This window comes from Streptomyces humi (assembly GCF_001005085.2).
GTDB classification, from domain to species: domain Bacteria; phylum Actinomycetota; class Actinomycetes; order Streptomycetales; family Streptomycetaceae; genus Streptomyces; species Streptomyces humi.
Window position 1 is genome coordinate 1 of the sequence record NZ_LBMU02000007.1, and the last position, 5,792, is coordinate 5,792.

2 protein-coding genes are annotated in these 5,792 nt (G+C 71.1%); both read left to right on the forward strand.

Features of this window, described 5'->3' with window-relative positions; all coding sequences use genetic code 11:
* On the forward strand, positions 1-3,701 hold a 3,701-nt coding region (locus tag AAW13_RS02380), incomplete at its 5' end, for a non-ribosomal peptide synthetase (protein ID WP_143144973.1).
* Positions 3,698-5,792 (forward strand): condensation domain-containing protein (locus AAW13_RS02385; RefSeq protein ID WP_143144974.1); only part of this gene is annotated, 2,095 nt, incomplete at its 3' end. The genes AAW13_RS02380 and AAW13_RS02385, both read left to right, overlap by 4 nt.

Here is a 5,792-nt window from a genome sequence, read left to right on the forward strand (position 1 = left end):
CCACCCATCCCCGCATCCGCACCGCCGTGGTGACGGCAACGGGGGAGGAGACGGACCGGCGTCTCGTCGCCCACCTCGTCCTCACCGACCCGGCCCAGGGCATGCCGTCGGCCGGCGACCTGCGCGACTATCTCAGTGGCCGACTGCCCGCCTTCATGGTCCCCTCGGTCTTCGTGGAACTCGACGCGCTGCCGTTGACCCCGAACGGCAAGGTCGACCGCGGCCGCCTGCCGGCCCCGGACGGCCTGCGGCCCGTGCTCGACGGCTTCCTGGCGCCGGCGACCGCGACCGAGGAACTCCTCGCCGGGATCTGGGCCCAGGTGCTCGGCGTGGACCGCGTCGGCGTCGAGGACAACTTCTTCGAACTCGGCGGTCACTCACTGCTCGCCACCCGCGTGGCATCCCGAGTACGCACCGTGTTCGGCGTCGAGCTGGCCCTGTCGACGGTGTTCGAGCAGCCCACGGTGCGGGACTTGGCGGCCGCGGTCGACGCCTCGACCCACGGAACCAGCGTGCCGCCGGTCACCGCGGCGGATCGCGAACAGGCCCTGCCACTGTCGTTCGCCCAACAGCGCCTGTGGTTCCTCGACCAACTGGACCCCGGGTCCGTCGAGTACAACGTGCCGCTGCTCGTGCGCTGGACGGACGGCGATCTGGACGTCCTGGCCCTGGCCGCGGCGCTGAGCGCGGTCGTGGCGCGGCACGAGGTGCTGCGGACCAGGCTGGTGGCCGGCGGCCCGGACGGGGTGGCGTACCAGGTCATCGACGAACCAGCGCCCTTCCCCCTGCCGGTTGCCGACGTCTCCGGCGACCGCGACCCCGTCGCGGCCGCGCGCAAGCTGGTGACGGCTGACGTCATGACCTCGTTCGACCTCGCCTCCGGACCACTGATCCGCGCCACCCTGATCCGGCTGGCCCCCCGCGAGCACGTGCTCGCCGTCGCCGTCCACCATGTGGCCTTCGACGAGTGGTCCGTACGCGTCTTCCGCCACGAACTCTCCACCCTGTACGACGCCCTGCGCGCCGGCGACCCCGACCCGTTGCCGCCGCTTCCGGTGCAGTACGCCGACTTCGCGGTCTGGCAACGGCAGTGGCTCGACGGGGACGTCATGAACGAGCACCTGGCTTACTGGCAACAGCAGTTGGCGGACCTGCCGGTGCTGGAGCTGCCCACCGACCGTCCTCGCCCACCCGTGCGTTCCTCGGAGGGAGCGGCAGTCGGTTTCGCCGTGCCCGAGCAGACCGCGGACGCCTTGCGGACGCTGTCACGCAAGAACGGCGTGACGTTGCAGATGACCCTGCTGGCCGCGTTCAGCGTGCTGCTGGGCCGGTACACGGGGTCGGAGGACGTGGTCGTCGGCACGCCGGTGGCGAACCGCAACCGTGCCGAGACCGAGGACCTGATCGGGTTCTTCGTCAACACGTTGGTGATGCGGACGGACCTCTCCGGCGACCCCACGTTCCGCGAACTGCTGGGAAGGGTGCGGAAGACGGCACTCGCTGCCTATGCCCACCAGGACCTGCCCTTCGAGCAGTTGGTGGACGCGCTCGTGACCGAGCGGGACCGGTCCCGCAGCCCGCTGTTCCAGGTGTTCTTCAACTACACCCCCCAGGGCCCCGAGGACCGCGAGGACGCTGACGAGACCGCCTCCCGACTGGACGTGCTCGCGGCACCGTCGGTGAACTTCGACCTGGCGGTGGCCATGGGAGACACCCGTGGCGGGCTGGAAGGGGAGATCGAGTACAGCACGGCGCTGTTCGACGCGGGGACCGTGGAGCGGTTGTCGGGTCATCTGGTGTGGCTGCTGGAGGCGGTGGCGGAGGACGCGGGGCAGCGGCGGGTGGGTGAGCTGCCCGTGCTGTCCGGTGACGAGCGTGAGCAGGTGGTGTCGGGGTGGAGTGGCACGCCGGTTCCGCTTCCGTCGGTGGGTGGGGTGCATGAGCTGATCGTCGCTCGCGCGGCCGATACTCCGGATGCGGTGGCTGTGGTGTCCGGTGGTCGGGTCCTGACTTATGCCGGGCTGCTCCAGCGGGCCGGTCGGCTGGCGCATGTGCTGCGGGGCCGGGGTGTCGGGGCGGAGTCGGTCGTCGGGCTGTGTCTGCCGCGTGGTGTCGACATGGTCGTGGCCGTGGTGGGGGTGTGGCTGGCGGGTGGTGCGTATCTGCCGTTGGATCCCGAGTATCCGGCGGAGCGGCGGGAGTTCATGGTCGCCGACAGCGGGGCGCAGGTCGTACTCCGCGAAGGAGATCTCGCGCAGACGGCTGACCTGCCGTCGACGGCGCCGGACATCGTCGTAACACCAGGCCAGTTGGCGTATGTGATCTACACGTCAGGGTCCACAGGCAAGCCGAAGGGTGTGCAGGTCTCGCACGGCGGCGTCGTCGGCATGGTGACCGCGCTGGGCCCGGAGCTGGGTGCGGGGCCGGGCACGAGGGTGTTGCAGTTCGCGTCGTTCAGTTTCGACGCGGCGGTGCTGGATGTCGCCGTGACGTTGGCCCGTGGCGGCACGCTGGTGGTGGCGACAGCGGAGGAGCGGGGTGAGCCGGAGGCGCTGACCGCCATGATCGGGGCGGAGGGTGTCAGCGCGGCGAGCGTCGTGCCGTCCCTGCTCGGTGTGCTGGATCCGCAGCAGGTGCCCGGGATCAAAACCCTCCTGCTCGGTGCGGAGCGGCTGACCGAGCAGGTCGCGCGGGCCTGGGCGCCGGGCCGTCGCCTGGTCAACACCTACGGCCCCACCGAGTCGACCGTCATGGTCACCGCTGGCCCGGTCGACGGGCAGGGGCTTCCTCCCATCGGCTCTCCGGTCGCGAACGCCCGTCTGTATGTGCTCGACGACCGGCTGGAACCGGTCCCGGTGGGTGTGGCGGGTGAGGTGTTCATCGCGGGTCCGCAGGTGGCCCGTGGCTATGCCGGCCGCCCCGCTCTGACTGCCGAGCGCTTCCTCCCAGACCCGTTCGCGGCCGACGATTCGCGCATGTACCGCTCGGGTGACCGGGCGCGCTGGCTCCCCAGCGGGCAGTTGGACTTCGTGGGCCGGGCGGATCAGCAGGTCAAGGTCCGCGGCTTCCGTATCGAGCCCGGTGAGATCGAGGCCGTCCTCACCGCGCACTCCCAGGTCCGTTCCGCCGTCGTGCTCCCCTTCGGCGCTGAGGACGACCGCCGGCTCGCCGCCTACCTCGTCCCCGACGACCCCACGACAGGCATCCCGCTCGTCACCGACCTGCGCGCCCACGCGGCAGCTCACCTGCCCGCCTTCATGATCCCGTCCGTGTTCACCGAACTCGCCACCCTGCCGCTCACCCCCAACGGCAAGCTCGACCGCGCCGCGCTCCCCGCCCCCGACGGCGGGCGGGCCGGGCTGGACGAGTTCGTGGCGCCGTCGGGCGATGCCGAGGAGGCGCTGGCCAGGCTCTGGGCGCAACTGCTCGGGAGCGAGCGGGTCGGGGCCACGGACAACTTCTTCGAACTGGGCGGGCACTCGCTGCTCGCCACCCAGGTGATCTCCCGCATCCGGGAGATCTTCGAACTCGACATTCCCCTGTCCGCGCTGTTCGACCAGCCGACCGTGCGCGGTCTGGCCGAGGTGGTCGAGGAGCGGATCTGGTACGAGATCGAGCACATGTCAGAGGCCGAAGTGCTCCAGAACCTGGACGCCTACGCGCAGGGCGCACAGTCTGACGAGAACGGGATTCCCTCATGAGCAACTCCCCTGCGGAGGTTCTGGCGGAGCTCGAGGGCCGAGGCGTGCGCTTCGCCCTCACCGACGGCCGACTGCGGGTGTTCGCACCCAAGGGCGTCCTCACGGAGGAACTGCGGAATCGGCTTCGTGAGTGCCGTGACGAGATCCGGGACCTGGTGGCCGAGCGCCGTTCCGCCCGTGACACCGGTCATGCGCCCGCCATCACGGCGGCGGACCGCACCCAGCGCCTGCCGCTGTCGTTCGCGCAGCAGCGCCTGTGGTTCCTGGATCAGCTGGATCCCGGCTCCACCGAGTACAACGTGCCGATGCCGGTACGGCTGGGCGGGCCGCTCGACGTGGCCGCGCTGAGCGCTGCGCTCGACGGGGTCGTGGCGCGCCACGAGGTGCTGCGGACCCGCCTGGTGGCCGGCCCCGACGGCGTGCCGCACCAGGTGATCGACCGCCCCACGCCCGGCGCGCTGCCGCTGGCCGACGTGTCCGCCGCGGCCGACCGCGGGGCCGCGGCCTGGGCGCTGATGTCCGCGGACGCGGCCCTGCCGTTCAGCTTGTCGGACGGCCCGCTGATCCGCGCCTTCCTCATCCGGCTGGCTCCCGACGAGCACGTACTGGCGCTGTCGATGCACCACGTGGTGTTCGACGAGTGGTCCAAGCAGGTCTTCCGGCGCGAGCTGTCCGCGTTGTACGAGGCGTTCCGCGCCGGTCGCCCGGACCCGCTGCCACCGCTTCCGGTGCAGTACGCCGACTTCGCCCTCTGGCAGCGCCAGTGGCTGGAGGGCGAGGTGCTGGAGGGGCAGCTCGCCTACTGGCGGGAGCAGTTGGCCGGAGCGCCGGTGCTGGAACTGCCCACCGACCGGATGCGTCCTGCCGTGTGGTCACCGGCTGGTGCGGCGATCCGCTTCGCGGTGCCCGAACGGACCACCGACGCGCTGCGCGCGTTGTCCCGCCGCCGCGGAACGACCATGTTCATGACCCTGCTCGCCGCGTTCGACGTCCTGCTCGGCCGGTACGCGGGCACGGAGGACGTGGTCGTCGGCACTCCGGTCGCGAACCGGAACCGTACCGAGACCGAGCAGTTGATCGGCTTCTTCATCAACACCCTGGTGATGCGGGCCGACCTGTCAGGCGACCCCTCTTTCGACGACCTCCTCGCCCGGGTCCGCGACACCGCTCTGGACGCCTACGCCCATCAGGACCTCCCCTTCGAGCAGTTGGTGGACGCGCTTGTCACCGAGCGGGACCGGTCCCGCAGCCCCCTGTTCCAGGTGCTCTTCAACTACTTCACGGAGTCCGGGGCCGACGCCGGCCGCCGGGGTCGCCCGGACGGCTCCGGAGCCTCCGATGGCTCCGAAGCCTCCGACGGGCTGTCCGTCGGCACGGTGCAGGAGGACGTGGTCGCCAAGTTCGACCTGAGGCTGATGCTCACTGACGACGGCCGGCAGCTGACCGGAGTCATCGAGTACGGCACCGCACTGTTCGAGGCGTCGACCGTGCAGCGGATGGCGCGGCACCTGGTGGCCGTGCTGGACGCCGTGACGACCGACCCCGGTCAGAGCGTCGGCGACCTGCGCCTGCTGAGCACGGACGAGGAAGACCTGCTGCTGCACGGCTGGAACGACACGTCGCGGCCGCTGCCCGAGGTGGGCGGTGTGCACGAGCTGATCGCCGCCCGTGCGGTCGAGGCTCCGCGGGCGACGGCCGTCGTGTGCGGTGAGGAATCGCTGACCTACGGCGAGTTGCTGGCTCGGGCCAACCGACTGGCCCACTATCTCCACGGTGCGGGCGTCGGCCCAGACACCCTGGTCGGGCTCTGCCTGCCGCGTGGTGTGGACATGGTGGTGGCCGTGCTGGCGGTGTGGCAGGCCGGGGGCGCGTTTCTGCCCCTCGACCCCGAGTACCCGGCCGAGCGGCTGGCTTTCATGCTGGCCGACAGCCGGGCGACGGTGCTCGTGGGCACCGAGGACATCATCGACGACCTGCCGGTGGGCCGACTGCGCACGGTTGTGCTGGACGACCCGGCCGTCCGCGCCGGCCTGGCCACCATGCCCGTCGAGTCGCCCGCCGTCATCGTCCGTCCGGATCAGTTGGCGTATG